This window comes from Bradyrhizobium sp. BRP19, from assembly GCF_020194195.1.
Lineage (GTDB): Bacteria > Pseudomonadota > Alphaproteobacteria > Rhizobiales > Xanthobacteraceae > Bradyrhizobium > Bradyrhizobium yuanmingense.
Genome location: NZ_JADYVZ010000005.1, coordinates 85,686 through 99,793 on the forward strand (window position 1 = coordinate 85,686; position 14,108 = coordinate 99,793).

The following is a 14,108-nucleotide window of genomic DNA, read 5'->3' on the forward strand; positions in this document are numbered from 1 at the left end:
AGCCCTCTATCTCGTGGTGTTGCTCCAGGTGGGAGCCGAGTTGGTCACGCCGACCGAGGGCCAATTGTATGATCCGATCGACGGCGCGGTGACAGTGCCAACCGTCTGTCCCGACGATCCGTAGGCCGCCCTCGGTTGCGCGGCCGGCGCTCCGGCTCCGCCATAGGTCGGAGCCACCACACCAGTGCTGTATTGCCGGCTGGACCGGACCTTTTTCGCCTCAGCTGCGAATGGTGCGGCAAGCAGTCCCGTCGTGATCAGCGCGGAAATGGCGAGTCTGATGGTTTTCATGGCTGATCCCTTCACCCGTTGCGCGCCCCGATATGCCAAGTGTTCATGCATCGGCAAATTTCCATGGGTTCTCCCTTCATAACTCCGTGTGCGGACGAAGGTGCCGGAGCGCGGCGGACTCACACCGTCTTCGGATGGACCCGAATCAGCGCTAGTGCATTGCTTTCAGTGACTTCCCTGGACGCAAGCATGACCGGCGCCGAACTGAAGCAGCTTCGCAACGACCTCTCCGATGCCCTCGAGCGCAAGCTCAGCGCGGCCGACATGGCCAAGCTTTGCGGACTGCCGGAAAGAGGCGGCGCCGACACCATCCGGCGCTGGGAGGTCAGCGGCCCGACGCCGGAGGGGACCAGGATACTGCGCGTGCTCGCGATGGCGAGCGAGCGCTATCCGATCCTGGAGAAGTTCGACATCTTCGATCGACACGACGTGCGTGAGGAAGACAGGCCGGCAAAGCGCGCCGCCTTTCGCGCGCAGATGCGCGATGAGGCACGGCGGCGTCTTGGTTAACAGGATGCCCGCGCAAGTTACCCGAGAGGCGCCCAGGTTAAGCCTTCCTTCACCACTTCTTAAGTTGCCATTAAGCACGAAAATCATTTGCGGCCCAACAAGTTACGTTGGCCGTCGCTGTGCCACGGATGTGACAGCATTTTCGTCAAAAGCGAGCTATCTGCAAAACCAATGCGGCGCAGCAAACGCGCCTGCCGGGGACCTTACGTGTTGGAGTTCAAGACGATGAAGAAGATTCTGTTTGCGACCGTGGCGCTGCTCGTGTTGGGCGCGGCTGCGCCGGCCGTCGGTGCCGATCTCGGCAACCGCAATTATTACAAGACGCCCGCGCCGGCCTACGCCGCGCCGATCTACAATTGGACGGGCTTCTATCTCGGCGCCCATGTCGGCGGCGCGTTCTCCAGCGACAACAATTTCAATGGCCTCTCCACCGGCAACAACGGCAACGGCCGCTTCCTCGGCGGCGTGCAGGTCGGTGCGGACTGGCAGTTCCACCCGAACTTCGTGGTCGGCGTCGAAGGCCAGTATTCCTGGCTCTCCGGCAGCGTCGGCGCCGTGTTCCCGGGCGGCATCGCCTACACCAACGACCAGCGCGGCCTCGGCTCGATCACGGGCCGCGTCGGCTACACCTGGGGTCCCGGCCTGGTCTATGTGAAGGGCGGCTACGCCTATTCGGACAACAACGAGAGGGTCACCGTCGGCGGCGTGCCGGCCGCCTTCGTCATCACCGGCGATCACCGCAACGGCTACACCGTCGGCGCCGGCCTCGAATACATGTTCGCCCCGAACTGGTCGGCCAAGGCCGAGTACCAGTACTACAATTTCGGCGACGCCAGCTTCACCGCCGGTCCGCTCGCCGGCACCGGCGCCTTCACCACCGACGACCATACCTTCAAGGCGGGCGTCAACTACCGCTTCAACTGGGCGAGCCCGGCCATGGCGCGCTACTGATCGGTTACCAGGACCTTATCAAGATGAAGGGGCCGGCCTCGTTGCCGGCCCCTCTTTTTTCGCTCTGCGGAACAACGTCAACCGATTGGGCTCATTGCGATTCCTTAACCGGTGCTGCCGATACTGCAGCCACAAATAGAAGAACATTGGGGGAATTTTCGATGCCGATCCGTTTGGGCCTTGGCCGCTTCCTTGGCAGTTTCCGTCCGCGTTTCAAAATGCCCAAATGGGGCGTGCGCGGCAGCCTGTTCGCGGCGTTTGCGGTCATCGCGGGCATGGGCCTCGTGATCGCGGCCGGCGCCGGCCTTGCGCTGCAGAATCTCGGCGGACGCATGACTGAACTGAGCGGACGGGACATTCCGCGCCTTTCCGCCAGCCTGCAATTGTCGGCGCTGAGTGCGAGCCTCGCGGCGCAGGGACCGGCCCTGCTTGCGGCGCAGAGCGAGGACGCTCTGAACGAGCGCACCAAGAAACTCAGGGAATTACAGGAGCAGACGCAGCAGAAGCTCAACGAGATCATCGAGCTCGGCGGCGACAAGAGCGTCGTCTCCGGGCTCAGCGAGACGATGAAGAGCATCAACGAGGCGGCTCAGAGCCTGACGAAAGCCGCCCGCGAACGGCTCGACATCGCGGCGCTGCACGACAAGCAATATGACGCGCTTCGCGCCGCGCAGGGCGCCTTCGTCGGCGCAGCGAGTCCGGCGATGCTGGACGCGCAGACCCGCGTCAATGCCATTCTCGGTTCAGCCGACTTGTCAGCCGCAGACGCGACCGACGCCGCGCAGACCGTCGGTCAGCTCGGCAACGTCGTCGCCAGCGGTAATCTCGCCGCCGCCAACATGAGCGCGGCGCTGTCGGCGAACACCAGCGACAAGCTCGATGACATCCAGAAGGAATTCAAGACGGCGCAGGGGCGCCTGCGGTCGAACCTCGATCTGTTGCCGGACAATCAGGGCAACAAGATGCTGCGCGACACCGCGGAAAAGCTGCTCGCGCTCGGCACCGGCAAGACCGGCGTGTTCAATCTGCGCGAGAAAGAGCTCGACTCCATCGACTACGGCCAGACCATCCTGGACGAGACCCGCAAGCTCAATGTCGGGCTCGGCATCAGCGTGCAGCAGCTCGTCGACGGCGTGCAGAAAGAGACCAACGCCTCGACCCTCCAGGCGCGGCAGGAGATTTCGCTCGCGACGTCGGTCATGCTGGGCTTGGGCGCGCTGATGCTGGTCGGCTCGGCGCTGTTCGTCTGGCTCTATGTCGGCCGTAACATCCTGCGCCGGATCGGCGCCTTGCAGCAGTCGATGCAGCTGCTCGCGAACGGGGATCTCGAAACCGAGATCTACCGCTCGAAGAATCACAACGACGAAATCTCGGTGATGGCGAACACGCTGCAGGTGTTCCGGGAGAGCATGATCGAGACCCGCGCGCTGACGAGCGAGCAGGACAAGGACCGTATCGCCAAGGCCGAGCGCGCCGCGCGCATGGAGGCGAAGATCGCCCAGTTCGAAAGCACGGTGCGCTCCGCGCTCGATAATCTGGCCCAATCGGCCAATTCGATGCAATCGACCGCGCAGAGCATGTCGAACACCGCCGACCAGTCCAACGCGCTGGTCAACGCGGTCGCCTCCGCGGCGGAAGAGACGTCGGTCAACGTGCAGACCGTCTCGGCCGGCACCGAGCAGCTGTCCTCCTCGATCCAGGAGATCAGCCGCCAGGTCGTGACCTCCGCCGAGATCGCCAAAAAGGCGGTCGACGAAGCGGGAGCGACCGACGCCACGGTGCAGAGCCTTGCCGACAGCGCGAGCCGCATCAGCGTCGTCGTCGACCTGATCCAGACCATTGCCTCGCAGACCAATCTGCTCGCGCTCAACGCCACCATCGAGGCGGCGCGCGCCGGCGAGGCCGGCCGCGGCTTCGCGGTGGTTGCCTCCGAGGTGAAGAGCCTGGCGAGCCAGACCGCCAAGGCGACCGACGAGATCCGCACCCAGATCGCCAGCATGCAGTCAGTCACGACCTCCGCGGTCGGCGCCATCCAGGGCATCGGCCGGATCATCGGCGAGATCAACGACGTCACCACCACGATCGCAGCGGCGGTCGAGGAACAGGGCGCCGCGACGCGCGAAATCGCCCGCAACATCCAGCATGCCGCCGGCGGCACCAGCGAGGTCTCCAGCAACATCGTCGGCGTCTCCACCGCGTCCGCCGAAGCCGGCGCTGCGGCCACCGAGGTGCTGGGCGCTTCGGACGCGCTGCGCCGCGAGGCCGATATGCTGCGCGGGGAGATCGACGCCTTCCTCAACGATATGCGGGCGGCGTAAGGCCCTGTCCTGTAGCCTGGATGGAGCGTAGCGCAATCCGGGCTACGGAAAACTGCCTCGGTATGACCGCCATGCTGTCGCCGCCCAGCATCCTTTTTCGGCTGGCGCCCCGCGCGCGCTGGGTTTAAGCCGATAGCATGAGCTCGAAAACCGACACCCCGCAGTCCTCGGCCGAGGCCCTGCGCTACCCCTGGGAACAGCATCCCGGCCCCGAACAGGTGGTCGAGGTGCGGCCCGGCGTGTTGTGGGCGCGGCTGAAGCTGCCGTTCCGCCTCAACCACGTGAACATCTACCTGCTCGCCGATGGCGACGGCTATGCGATGATCGATGCCGGCTTCGGCAACGAGGAGACGATCGAGGCCTGGACGAAGCTGTTCGACGGACCGCTGAAAGGCGTCAACATCACGCGCCTGATCGTCACCCACTCCCACCCGGATCATGTCGGTCTCGCCGGTTGGATCGTCGAGCGGTTCGGCTGCCCGCTGGTGATGTCGCAGGTCGAATATCTGCAATCGGTCTATCACCAGAACCGCGGCACCGAGGAGCGGCGCGAGGCGCAGCGGCTGTTCTTCCGCCGCCATGGCATGGACGAGTCGCTCACCGAAAAGCTGCTCGGCCGCGGCCAGGACTATCTGAAGCGCGTCTCGGTGCTGCCGCCGTCCTACCGCCGCATCTCGCATGGCGACGACGTCGTGATCGGCACGCGCCGCTTCAAGGTCATCACCGGCGGCGGCCACGCCCTCGACCAGGTGATGCTGTATTGCGCCGACGACAAGCTGTTCCTCTCCGCCGACCAGGTGCTGAGCAAGATCTCGCCGAATGTCAGCGTCTGGGCGGTCGAGCCCGACCAGAATTCGCTCGGCGAATATCTGGCCTCGCTCGCCAGCCTCACCACGACGCTGCCCTATGACGTGCTGGTGCTGCCTGGCCATGGCGTGCCGTTCTACGGATTGAAGACCCGCATCAAGCAGCTCGCCGACCACCATGAAGAGCGCTGCCGATTGATCGCGGAAGCCTGCCGTGAGGTGCCGCAAACCTCGCGCGCTCTGGTGCCCGTGGTGTTCAACAAGCACGTGCTGGACGAGCACCAGATGGGCTTTGCCGCCGGCGAGCTCGTCGCCCACGTCAACTACATGATCGTCGAGGGCCGCCTCACGCCCGAGATGCAGGACGGCGTGCTGCAGTTTCGGACGACGTGAGTTATTCGCCTCTCCCCGCCTGCGGGGAGAGGCCGACACGCGAAGCGTGGCGGGTGAGGGGAGTCTCCGCGAGTCCAACTCTCACCATCATTGCCGAAACAGCCCCTCACCCCAACCCTCTCCCCGTAAGAACGGGGCGAGGGAGCAGACCTCCGGCGCGGCTGGCGCCTCACTTCATATTCGCGATCGCGTGCAGCGCCGCGATGTAGCCGAACGGCCCGAGCCCGCAGATCACGCCGGTCGCCACGAACGAGATCTTGGAATGCCGGTGATATTCGTCACGGGCGTGGATGTTGGAGATGTGCACCTCCAGCACCGGGCCCTCGAACGTCTTGATCGCGTCCATGATCGAGACCGAGGTGAAGGAGAGGCCGGCCGGATTGATGACGATGGCCTCGGCGTCCTGCCGCGCCGACTGGATCAGATCAACCAGCACGCCCTCGTGGTTGGACTGGTGGAAGGCGAGCTTGAGGCCGAGCCTGGCGGCTGCGTCCTCGCAGCTCGCGTTGACCTCCGCCAGCGTCGTCGTGCCGTAGATGTGCGGCTCGCGGATGCCGAGCATGTTGAGGTTGGGACCGTTGAGGATCATCACGCGCTTCATGGAAGGGTCCTTTCGAGAGCTTGGTTGAGCAAGGAAAGCGCGCGCCGGGCCGCGACGGAAGACCATAGGCTGGGTCGCCCCGGCAGATGGTGCAGAGCAGCATTATATGTCGCGCAGGATTGATCGGGATCAAACTGAGACGCGCCGGATAGGGCATTTTGCCCAAATGCCCCACAGATCCAAATGTGGGATAGCGCATAGACATTGGAGCTGGAAAAGCTCTAAGTAGACCCGTCCCCTTGGTCAGGTTCCGTTGCAGGTTTGCCGATGGATTACGCCCAATTCTTCGATTCCGCCCTCGATCGTCTCCACACCGAGCGGCGTTATCGCGTGTTCGCCGACCTCGAACGCACGGCCGGCCGGTTCCCGCATGCGGTCTGGCACTCGCCCAAGGGCAAGCGCGACGTCGTGATCTGGTGCTCCAACGACTATCTCGGCATGGGCCAGCATCCGAAGGTGGTCGGCGCCATGGTCGAGACTGCCACGCGCGTCGGCACCGGCGCCGGCGGCACCCGCAACATCGCCGGCACGCATCATCCGCTGGTGCAGCTCGAAGCCGAGCTCGCCGATCTCCACGGCAAGGAAGCCGCGCTGCTGTTCACCTCGGGCTATGTCTCGAACCAGACCGGCATCCCGACCATCGCAAAGCTCATTCCGAACTGCCTGATCCTGTCGGACGAGCTCAACCACAATTCGATGATCGAGGGCATCCGCCAGTCCGGCTGCGAGCGGATCGTGTTCCGCCACAACGACGTTGCGCATCTCGAAGAGCTGTTGAAAGCGGCCGGTCCCGATCGGCCGAAGCTGATCGTCTGCGAGAGTCTCTATTCCATGGACGGCGATGTCGCGCCGCTCGCCAGGATCTGCGATCTCGCCGAGAAATATGGCGCGATGACCTATGTCGACGAAGTCCACGCCGTCGGCATGTACGGCCCGCGCGGCGGCGGCATCGCCGAGCGCGACGGCGTGATGCATCGCATCGACATTCTCGAGGGCACGCTGGCCAAAGCGTTCGGCTGTCTCGGCGGCTACATCGCCGCCAACGGCCAGATCATCGACGCCGTGCGCTCCTATGCGCCGGGCTTCATCTTCACCACCGCGCTGCCGCCGGCGGTCTGCTCGGCCGCGACCGCCGCGATCAGGCACCTGAAGACGTCGAGCTGGGAGCGCGAGCGCCACCAGGACCGTGCCGCCCGGGTCAAGGCGATCCTCAATGCCGCCGGCCTGCCGGTGATGTCGAGCGACACACACATCGTACCGCTGTTCGTCGGCGATCCCGAGAAGTGCAAGCAGGCTTCCGACCTGCTGCTCGAACAGCACGGGATCTACATCCAGCCGATCAACTATCCGACCGTCGCCAAGGGCACCGAGCGCCTGCGCATCACGCCCTCGCCCTATCACGACGACGGCCTGATCGATCAGCTCGCCGAAGCGCTGCTGCAAGTGTGGGACCGCCTCGGCCTGCCGCTGCGCGCGAAGTCGCTGGCCGCGGAATAGGCCTCTTTTACCCTCCCCTGGAGGGTAAGAGCGGGCGGACAGCTCGCCCCACCGCTTAACGACGCCGGCAGTTCCTACCGCCGCACGGCATTTCGCTGTCGCTTGCGTCCGCTCAACGCGCTAGGTTTGCAAGGAAAATGAGCTCGGGCGCCGCCGGCGCCCAGGGAGAGAGCCCCCGACCCATGCTGCACGATTGGGGCGTGATCGCCGCCGCCTTCGGCTATATCGGCTTCCTGTTCCTGGTGGCGAGCCACGGCGACCGCCGCTCGCCGGCCGGTCGCGGCCGCGCCTCCGGGCTGATCTATCCGCTGTCGCTGGCGATCTACTGCACGTCCTGGACCTTCTTCGGGTCGGTCGGCTTCGCGACCCGCACCTCGACCGATTTCCTCGCGATCTATGTCGGCCCGATCCTGATGATCGGGTTGGGGGCCGGGGTGCTCCGACGCGTGATCCAGCTGGCGAAAGCCCACAACATCACCTCTATCGCCGACTTCATCGGGGCCCGCTACGGCAAGAGCCAAGCGGTGGCGGCGACCGTCGCCGCAATCGCGATCATCGGCTCGGTGCCCTATATCGCGCTCCAGCTCAAGGCGGTGGCTTCCTCGCTGGGCACAATCCTGAGCGAAGACCAGGCCTTCTCGCACATCCCGATCCTCGGCGACATGGCGCTGATGGTGACGCTGACGATGGCGGCCTTCGCTGTGCTGTTCGGCACGCGACAGACCGACGCGACCGAGCACCAGCACGGCCTGATGCTGGCGATCGCGACCGAGTCCATCATCAAGCTGGTCGCCTTCCTCGCCGCCGGCATCTTCGTCACCTTCTGGATGTTCTCGCCGCATGAATTGATCGAGCGCGCGATGAGGACGCCGGAAGCGGTGCGCGCCATCAATTATTCGCCGTCGATCGGCAACTTCCTGACCATGACATTGCTGTCGCTGTGCGCGATCATGCTGCTGCCGCGCCAGTTTCACGTCAGCGTGGTGGAGAATTCCTCGGATGCCGAGGTCGGCCGCGCGCGCTGGCTGTTTCCGCTCTACCTCGTCGCCATCAACCTGTTCGTGATCCCGATCGCGCTCGCCGGCCTCGTGACCTTCCCGTTCGGCACGGCCGACCCTGATATGTACGTGCTGGCCCTGCCGATCGAGAGCGGCGCGAACCTGCTCAGCGTCGCCGTCTTCGTCGGCGGGCTTTCGGCGGCAACCGCCATGGTGATCGTCGAATGCGTCGCGCTCTCCATCATGGTCTCGAACGACCTCGTGGTGCCGCTGGTGCTGAAACGTCGGCCGGAGGGGCGCGCCGGCGGGGCCGATTTCAGCAACTTCCTGCTGCGCTCGCGCCGGCTCGCGATCTTCGCCATCATGGTGATGGCCTATTTCTACTATCGCGCGCTCGGCAGCACCCAGCTCGCGGCGATCGGCCTGCTCTCCTTTGCCGCCATCGCCCAGCTCGCCCCGAGCTTCTTCGGCGGCCTGCTCTGGCGGCGCGCGACCGCGCGCGGGGCGATCGGCGGCATGCTGGTCGGGTTTGCGGTGTGGCTCTACACGCTGTTCATGCCGAGCTTCATGGATTCCTCGACGTCAGGCATCCTGCTGCTGCAGCACGGCCCGTTCGGCATCGAGGCGCTGCGGCCGCAGGCACTGTTCGGCGCCGACCTGCCGCCCCTGATGCACGGCGTGATCTGGTCGCTGTCCCTCAACATCCTGACCTATGTGCTGCTGTCGCTGGCACGCCGGCCATCCTCCATCGAGCTGCTGCAAGCCGATCTGTTCGTGCCCAATACGCTCGCACCGATCTCCCCGAGCTTCCGCCGCTGGCGCAGCACCGTCACCGTGCAGGACATCCAGACCACGGTGGCGCAATATCTCGGGCCCGACCGCGCGCGACATTCCTTCGAGGCCTTCTCGGCGCGGCGCAACGTGCGGCTGGAGCCCGGTGCGCCCGCCGATTTCGAGCTGCTGCAGCACGCCGAGCATCTGATTGCCTCCTCGATCGGCGCGGCCTCCTCCCGCCTCGTGATGTCGCTGCTGCTGCGCAAGCGGACGGTCTCCGCCAAGGCCGCGCTGAAGCTGCTCGACGATTCGCACGCCGCGCTGCATTTCAACCGCGAGATCCTGCAGACCGCGCTCAACCATGTGCGCCAGGGCATCGCCGTGTTCGACGCCGATCTGCAACTGATCTGCTCCAACCGGCAGTTCGGCGACCTCCTCAATGTGCCGCTGCATCTGATCCAGTTCGGCACGCCCTTGCGCGAGATCCTGGAGTTCATCGGCCTCGGCGATCCGAACGATCCGCTCGAGCGCAAGGCCCTGCTGGAACGGCGCCTTGCGGCCTACACCACCGACAGCGAGCCTTATCTCGAGCGGCTGCCGGAACGCCACATGGTGATCGAAGTGCTCACCAACCGCATGCCCGGCGGGGGCTTCGTCATCACTTTCACCGACGTCACGCCGAGCTTCGAAGCCGCCGAAGCGCTGGAGCGCGCCAATGCGACGCTGGAAAAGCGCGTGCGCGACCGCACCGAGGAGCTGACGCGGCTGAACTCCGAGCTGGCCATCGCCAAGAGCGCGGCGGAGGACGCCAGCATCTCCAAGACGCGTTTCCTCGCCGCCGCCAGCCACGACATCCTGCAGCCGCTGAACGCGGCGCGGCTCTACGTCACCAGCCTCGTCGAGCGCCAGCACAATGGCGAGGAGACGCGGCTGGTCGAGAACATCGACGAATCCTTGCAGGCGATCGAGGAAATCCTCGGCGCGCTGCTCGACATTTCCAGGCTCGACGCTGGCGCGATGGCGACCTCGATCTCGAGCTTCAAGATGGCCGATCTGATGCGGTCGCTGGAAATCGAGTTCGCGCCGATCGCGCGCGCCAAGGGCCTGGAGCTCGCCTTCGTGCCCTGCTCGTTGCCGGTCGAGTCGGACCGGCTCCTGCTGCGGCGCCTGCTCCAGAACCTGATCTCGAACGCGATCAAGTATACCCCGCGCGGCCGCGTGCTGGTCGGCTGCCGCCGCCGCGGCGCCTCGCTCAAGATCTGCGTCTACGACACCGGCGTCGGTATCCCCGCGGTCAAGCGAGGCGAGATCTTCAAGGAATTCCATCGCCTGGAGCAGGGGGCGCGGATCGCGCGCGGTCTGGGCCTCGGCCTCTCGATCGTGGAACGCCTGGCCCGCGTGCTCAAGCACGGCATCGCCATCGACGGCAATCGAAGCGGCGGCTCGGTCTTCTCGGTGACGGTGCCGACGGCGAAGGCGGTCACCCACACCGCGGCCGTGACCAGCGCGACGCCGCTGGCGCGCACACCGATCTCGGGCGCGCTGATCGTCTGCATCGAGAACGATGCGGCGATCCTCGACGGCATGCGCACGCTGCTCAAGGCTTGGGACGCCGAGGTGATCGCGGTCGCCGATCCCGAAGGCGCGATCGCTGCGATCGAAACCGCCGGCCGCCGCGTCACCGGCCTTCTGGTCGATTATCACCTCGATCGCGGCAACGGCATCGCCGCCATCCGCGAGATCCGCCGCCGTTTCGGCGATGGCATCCCTGCGATCCTGATCACCGCCGATCGCAGTCCCGCCGTGCAGGTCGCCGCGCGTGACGAGAAGATCGCGGTGCTCAACAAGCCGGTGAAGCCGGCTTCGCTGCGTGCCCTGCTGGGCCAGTGGCGCACGCAACAAATGGTGGCGGCGGAGTGAGGCCCCCGGGGTCAATAGTCAGTCGATACGCTGAGCGCTCGCCACCTCTCCAGCTCTTCGAGGCGGAGCTTATCGATCGCAGCGATGGCGTCGACGGCATCGCTTCCGAGCGCAATGCGCAGAGGCGGGCGCTCCATATCGGCAAGCTTCAGAACCACGGCCGCGGCTTTGGCTGGATCGCCGGGCTGCCGGCCGTCGTAATCGCGCTGCATCCTGACGGCAGCGCCGACGAGCGCATCGTATTCCGGGCGTCCTTCGCCGGTCCCATGTGCGGCTCGCGCAAAGCCGGTGCGAAAGCCGCCGGGCTCGACGATCGTGACGTTCACGCCGATCAGCGCCATCTCGCGCGCCAGCGATTCCGAAAAGCCCTCGATACCCCATTTCGCGGCCGAATAGGCGGCGCGGGCTGGGGCGCCGATCCGGCCGCCTACGGACGAGACTTGCACGATGTGGCCACGGCGCTGCCGGCGCAGCACCGGAATCGCCGCCTTGGTGACGATAATGGTGCCTATCAAATTGGCCTCGATCTGCCGCCGGAACGAGTCCAGGCCAGTATCCTCGACCGATCCGAGGTCGCCGTAGCCGGCATTGTTGACGACCACGTCGAGTCCGCCGAACGTCTCCGCAGCAAGCGCGATGGCTGCCGGCGCGGCAGCTTCATCCGTGACGTCGAGCGTTGCAAGGCACAGTCTTTCAGCGAAACGTTCCCGCAACGGTTCAAGCGGTTGGAGCGTCCGCGCAGTGGCAACCACCTGGTCGCCCGCGGCGAGTGCCGCTTCCGTGATGGCACGGCCAAGCCCGCGAGAGCTGCCGCTGATGAACCAAGTCTTCAAGCCAGTCACCGTATGTCTCAAGGCGCAAGCCGCGTGAAGACATAGTCGCGGCTCTTGGCGCGGGCTTCGTGGCAGGCGAAGCAGGTGCGGTGCTGCGCCTCGTCCACCGGCTTGCCGTTGATGAAGCGGCCAAAGCCCCAGCCGCCGGTAGCCGCGTATTTCCTGGAATCCTTCACCATCACCTGGACCGTGGTGGCGGCGCCGGGAATCGTCGCGGACGCAAACTCGGGTGACTGTTTCCGCTTCCAGGCGCGCTTGACCAGGATGGTGCCGTCCGGGAACGGCAGTTTTCCGGCCTGATAGGCATCGATGGCGGTCTGGTTGCCGACAACAGCGCGCAGCTCGTCGAGCGGCGCGGCCTCTTCGGCCGGCGCGATCAGCTCCCACCGCTTATAGCCGGCTGGAATTGTGACGCCGAAGATCGGCGAGGCGTCCGCCGCGCTCTGTTCCGCTGGCCCTTCCGCGAAGGCGATCGTGACGAGGTAGGGCATGCAGGTCAGGAGCACGACGAGGACGACCACGGTCAGCGCGATCATCGTGGTGTAGAGAGATTTCTTCTTTTCGGGTTCGGCTATCGTCATGATGTTTCATCGGGCTCGATCAATGAGGCTGGACGGAGGTGCCGACGAATGCCTAGGCGCCGTCGGCGTCGATGACGGCCTTGGCGAAGGCTTGTGGCGCTTCCTGCGGCAGATTGTGGCCGACGCCGCCGGTGATCAGGCGAAACTCGTATCGGCCTGAGAACTTCTTGGCATAGGCGCTCGGCTCGGGATGGGGCGCGCCGTTGGCATCGCCCTCCATCGTGATCGTCGGCACCTCGATCTGCGGAGCTGCGGCCAGCTTCTTTTCGAGAGGCTCGTATTTCGCCTCGCCCTGGGCAAGCCCGAGCCGCCAGCGGTAATTGTGGATCGTGATCGCGACGTGATCCCTGTTGTCGAGCGCCGCCGCGCTCCTGTTGAAGGTGGCGTCGTCGAACTTCCACTGCGGCGAGGCCAGCTTCCAGATCAGCTTGGCGAAATCGTGCGTGTACTTCTCGTATCCGGCCCGGCCGCGTTCGGTCGCGAAGTAGAACTGGTACCACCATTGCAGCTCCGCCTGCGGCGGCAACGGCGCGTTGCCGGCAGCCTGGCTCGAGATCAGATAGCCGCTGACCGCTACCAACGCGCGACAACGGTCCGGCCACAGCGCGGCGATGATGTCGGCGGTGCGTGCACCCCAGTCGAAGCCGGCGACGACGGCTTTCTTGATCTCGAGCTTGTCCATCAGCGCGATGATGTCCGCGGCCATGGCCACAGGCTCGCCGTTGCGCGGCGTCTCGCTGGAGAGGAAGTGCGTCGTGCCGTAGCCACGCAGGTATGGGATGATCACGCGATAGCCGGCCTTGGCCAGGAGCGGCGCGACCTCGACGAAGGCGTGAATGTCGTAGGGCCAGCCATGCAGCAGGATCGCCACCGGACCGTTCGAGGGACCCGCCTCGGCATAGCCGACGTTGAGAACGCCGGCATCGATCTGCTTGATCGCGCCGAAGGACGCATTCGATGCTTGGGATCGCTGCGGTTCGGTCTCGGCACGAGCGAACGCGATCACGCCGATGCCGGCGGCGGCGGCTCCGGTGGCGATGCCGAGAAACTGGCGGCGGTGCTGATCGATGAGCTGCTTCATGATGATGTGACCTTGTCGTGATTTATGATGGTGCGTCAGATCAGCGCGACCGTGACGTCGATGTTGCCGCGGACGGCCTTGGAGTAGGGGCAGGTTTGATGCGCTTCATCGATGATGCCGCGTGCGATCTCGGGGTCGAGTCCCGGCAGGCTGACATTGAGGCGCGCCCTCAGCGCGTAGGCGCCCTCGTCGAGCACCAGATCGATCTCCGCGTCGATCGCGCTTTTCCTGGGAAGGGTCACCTTCTGCTTGCGCGCGGCGAGTTCCATGGCGCCTTCGAAGCAGGCCGACCAGCCGGCCGCAAACAATTGCTCGGGATTTGTGCCGATGCCGGCCCCGCCCGGCGGCGACAGCTTGACGTCGAGGCGACCGTCGGAACTGCGCGATATGCCGTCGTGCCGGCCGCCGCTGGTGTGGGTCCGGGCCGTGTAGAGCAGTTTTGCCGTTTGCGTCATGAAGAGCTCCTTGCAGTCGCGCAAACTGACTAGCAGCGACGCGCTCCGGAGACCCGTTTGGACTTGTGAGAAGTTGTGAGGCCGGCGCAGAAGCTGTTG

At 65.4% G+C, this 14,108-nt stretch carries 12 protein-coding genes; 6 read left to right on the plus strand and 6 right to left on the minus strand.

Annotation, left to right across the window (positions count from 1 at the left end; translation table 11 throughout):
• Window positions 1-6: 6 nt before the first annotated feature.
• The gene (locus tag I6F36_RS17900; protein WP_035996692.1) at window positions 7-291 is read right to left on the minus strand and encodes a hypothetical protein; all 285 of its coding nucleotides are present in this window, start codon (window positions 289-291) and stop codon (window positions 7-9) included.
• Window positions 292-480: 189 nt separating this feature from the next.
• Between I6F36_RS17900 and I6F36_RS17905 the strand changes: the two genes are divergently transcribed.
• The 4 genes from I6F36_RS17905 to I6F36_RS17920 all read left to right on the plus strand — a co-directional run bounded on the left by I6F36_RS17905 (window position 481) and on the right by I6F36_RS17920 (window position 5,269).
• Window positions 481-801 carry a hypothetical protein gene (locus tag I6F36_RS17905; RefSeq protein WP_035996689.1) on the plus strand — a complete coding sequence of 107 codons (321 nt, stop codon included), beginning with the start codon at window positions 481-483 and terminating at the stop codon, window positions 799-801.
• A 225-nt stretch (window positions 802-1,026) separates the two neighbouring features.
• Window positions 1,027-1,752, plus strand: a complete 726-nt coding sequence (locus I6F36_RS17910) for an outer membrane protein (RefSeq protein ID WP_035996788.1) — start codon at window positions 1,027-1,029, stop codon at window positions 1,750-1,752.
• 161 nt (window positions 1,753-1,913) lie between these two features.
• Window positions 1,914-4,070 (plus strand): methyl-accepting chemotaxis protein, encoded by a 2,157-nt coding sequence (locus tag I6F36_RS17915; protein ID WP_225128532.1) that lies wholly within the window; start codon window positions 1,914-1,916, stop codon window positions 4,068-4,070.
• A 137-nt stretch (window positions 4,071-4,207) separates the two neighbouring features.
• The gene (locus I6F36_RS17920; RefSeq protein WP_035996672.1) at window positions 4,208-5,269 is read left to right on the plus strand and encodes an MBL fold metallo-hydrolase; all 1,062 of its coding nucleotides are present in this window, start codon (window positions 4,208-4,210) and stop codon (window positions 5,267-5,269) included.
• Window positions 5,270-5,438: 169 nt separating this feature from the next.
• Here I6F36_RS17920 and aroQ read toward each other — a convergent pair whose 3' ends face one another.
• Window positions 5,439-5,870, minus strand: coding sequence for a type II 3-dehydroquinate dehydratase (gene aroQ / locus I6F36_RS17925; RefSeq protein WP_035996668.1), 432 nt, complete (start codon window positions 5,868-5,870; stop codon window positions 5,439-5,441).
• Between the two features lie 267 nt (window positions 5,871-6,137).
• Between aroQ and hemA the strand changes: the two genes are divergently transcribed.
• Together hemA and I6F36_RS17935 are read left to right on the plus strand one after the other, a co-directional pair.
• Window positions 6,138-7,367: a 5-aminolevulinate synthase gene (gene hemA, locus I6F36_RS17930; protein ID WP_035996665.1), complete on the plus strand. Its 1,230-nt coding sequence runs from the start codon at window positions 6,138-6,140 to the stop codon at window positions 7,365-7,367.
• Between the two features lie 182 nt (window positions 7,368-7,549).
• Window positions 7,550-11,059 carry a PAS domain-containing hybrid sensor histidine kinase/response regulator gene (locus I6F36_RS17935; RefSeq protein WP_225147421.1) on the plus strand — a complete coding sequence of 1,170 codons (3,510 nt, stop codon included), beginning with the start codon at window positions 7,550-7,552 and terminating at the stop codon, window positions 11,057-11,059.
• 11 nt (window positions 11,060-11,070) lie between these two features.
• Here I6F36_RS17935 and I6F36_RS17940 read toward each other — a convergent pair whose 3' ends face one another.
• The 4 genes from I6F36_RS17940 to I6F36_RS17955 are packed head-to-tail and all read right to left on the minus strand — an operon-like array spanning window position 11,071 to window position 14,009.
• Entirely contained in the window at window positions 11,071-11,892 is an 822-nt protein-coding gene (locus I6F36_RS17940) for an SDR family NAD(P)-dependent oxidoreductase (RefSeq protein ID WP_035996659.1), read from the minus strand.
• A gap of 17 nt (window positions 11,893-11,909) precedes the next feature.
• Window positions 11,910-12,473 (minus strand): cytochrome P460 family protein, encoded by a 564-nt coding sequence (locus I6F36_RS17945; RefSeq protein ID WP_225147422.1) that lies wholly within the window; start codon window positions 12,471-12,473, stop codon window positions 11,910-11,912.
• 52 nt (window positions 12,474-12,525) lie between these two features.
• A complete protein-coding gene (locus I6F36_RS17950) occupies window positions 12,526-13,554 on the minus strand; it encodes an alpha/beta fold hydrolase (protein ID WP_225171884.1) in 1,029 nt (342 codons plus the stop codon).
• Window positions 13,555-13,589: 35 nt separating this feature from the next.
• Window positions 13,590-14,009, minus strand: a complete 420-nt coding sequence (locus I6F36_RS17955) for an organic hydroperoxide resistance protein (RefSeq protein ID WP_035996651.1) — start codon at window positions 14,007-14,009, stop codon at window positions 13,590-13,592.
• Between the last annotated feature and the right edge of the window lie 99 nt (window positions 14,010-14,108).

Excerpts from the sequence above, each read along its gene's own strand:
- I6F36_RS17900 (WP_035996692.1), bottom strand. The coding sequence starts at position 291 with ATGAAAACCATCAGACTCGCCATTTCCGCGCTGATCACGACGGGACTG.
- I6F36_RS17905 (WP_035996689.1), top strand. The coding sequence starts at position 481 with ATGACCGGCGCCGAACTGAAGCAGCTTCGCAACGACCTCTCCGATGCC.
- I6F36_RS17910 (WP_035996788.1), top strand. The coding sequence starts at position 1,027 with ATGAAGAAGATTCTGTTTGCGACCGTGGCGCTGCTCGTGTTGGGCGCG.
- I6F36_RS17915 (WP_225128532.1), top strand. The coding sequence starts at position 1,914 with ATGCCGATCCGTTTGGGCCTTGGCCGCTTCCTTGGCAGTTTCCGTCCG.
- I6F36_RS17920 (WP_035996672.1), top strand. The coding sequence starts at position 4,208 with ATGAGCTCGAAAACCGACACCCCGCAGTCCTCGGCCGAGGCCCTGCGC.
- aroQ (WP_035996668.1), bottom strand. The coding sequence starts at position 5,870 with ATGAAGCGCGTGATGATCCTCAACGGTCCCAACCTCAACATGCTCGGC.
- hemA (WP_035996665.1), top strand. The coding sequence starts at position 6,138 with ATGGATTACGCCCAATTCTTCGATTCCGCCCTCGATCGTCTCCACACC.
- I6F36_RS17935 (WP_225147421.1), top strand. The coding sequence starts at position 7,550 with ATGCTGCACGATTGGGGCGTGATCGCCGCCGCCTTCGGCTATATCGGC.
- I6F36_RS17945 (WP_225147422.1), bottom strand. The coding sequence starts at position 12,473 with ATGACGATAGCCGAACCCGAAAAGAAGAAATCTCTCTACACCACGATG.
- I6F36_RS17950 (WP_225171884.1), bottom strand. The coding sequence starts at position 13,554 with ATGAAGCAGCTCATCGATCAGCACCGCCGCCAGTTTCTCGGCATCGCC.
- I6F36_RS17955 (WP_035996651.1), bottom strand. The coding sequence starts at position 14,009 with ATGACGCAAACGGCAAAACTGCTCTACACGGCCCGGACCCACACCAGC.